Source organism: Candidatus Frankia alpina, from assembly GCF_902806485.1.
Lineage (GTDB): Bacteria > Actinomycetota > Actinomycetes > Frankiales > Frankiaceae > Frankia > Frankia alpina.
The window spans coordinates 1-820 of sequence record NZ_CADCWT010000523.1 but is presented as its reverse complement, the minus strand read 5'-3'; the positions used below and the strand labels follow the sequence as shown (position 1 = coordinate 820).

Sequence of the window (820 nt, the reverse complement as noted above, 5' to 3'; positions counted from 1 at the left end):
ATTTACGATCCCGGCGATCTGATTCGAATCAGCCATGGCGGGTTTCGGAAAAACTCCTGTGAAGTGCGGTGACGAGGAGGGCGGCCTCGTCGACGGCGGCCAGCGCCGTCACACCGACCAGCTGGCCATGGCGGCGGTGGGGACGGGCCTGGTCCGATCGGACGGTCTGGGCAACGGGCGACGTTGCTGGTGCTCGCGGATGGCCGCATGCCGACGGGGGGCACGCCCATTCGGGTGGGGTCGAGGCCGCGGTGAGCGACGGCAGCCTGGCGAGCCTGGCCGACCTGGCGGCGTTCCTGCTCGGCCGGCTGCACACGGCCGGCCTGGTCGCCGCGGCCTTCGCCGCCGCCACCTGCCAGGGCCTCGAGACGGGTCGGACCGGCGTCGTCGAGCTCGACGACGAACTCGACGCCCGGACGCCCTCCCCGGCGCAGCGCGCCGCCAGCCGGGCGCAGGGCCGGACCCTGCTGCGGGCGGGCCGGGCGGCGTGGCCGGTGCCCACCGGTCCCCGCGCCCCGCACCACCCGATCGCGCTGGGCATGGTCGCCGTCGGCGCGGGGCTGTCGCCCGGGGAGGCGGCCCTCGCCGCGGCGCACGGGACGGTCACCGGGCCGGCGACGGCCGCGACCCGCCTGATCGGGCTGGACCCCCTTGCCGTCACCGCCGTGCTGGCCCGTCTCGCCGATGACGTGGCGGCAATCGCCGACACGGGCGAGGCGGCGGCGGCGCTGCCCCCACGGGAGCTTCCGGCGCTTACCGGCGTCCGCCTGGACCTGTTGGCCGAGCGCCACCGAGTCGCGGCGCTGCGGATGTTCACGTC

The 820-nt window shown here is 76.2% G+C and carries 1 pseudogene; it reads left to right on the top strand.

The features are described from left to right. Positions 1-207: 207 nt before the first annotated feature. Positions 208-820 (top strand): annotated as a pseudogene (locus G6R25_RS24325) (urease accessory protein UreF); the annotation flags it as partial.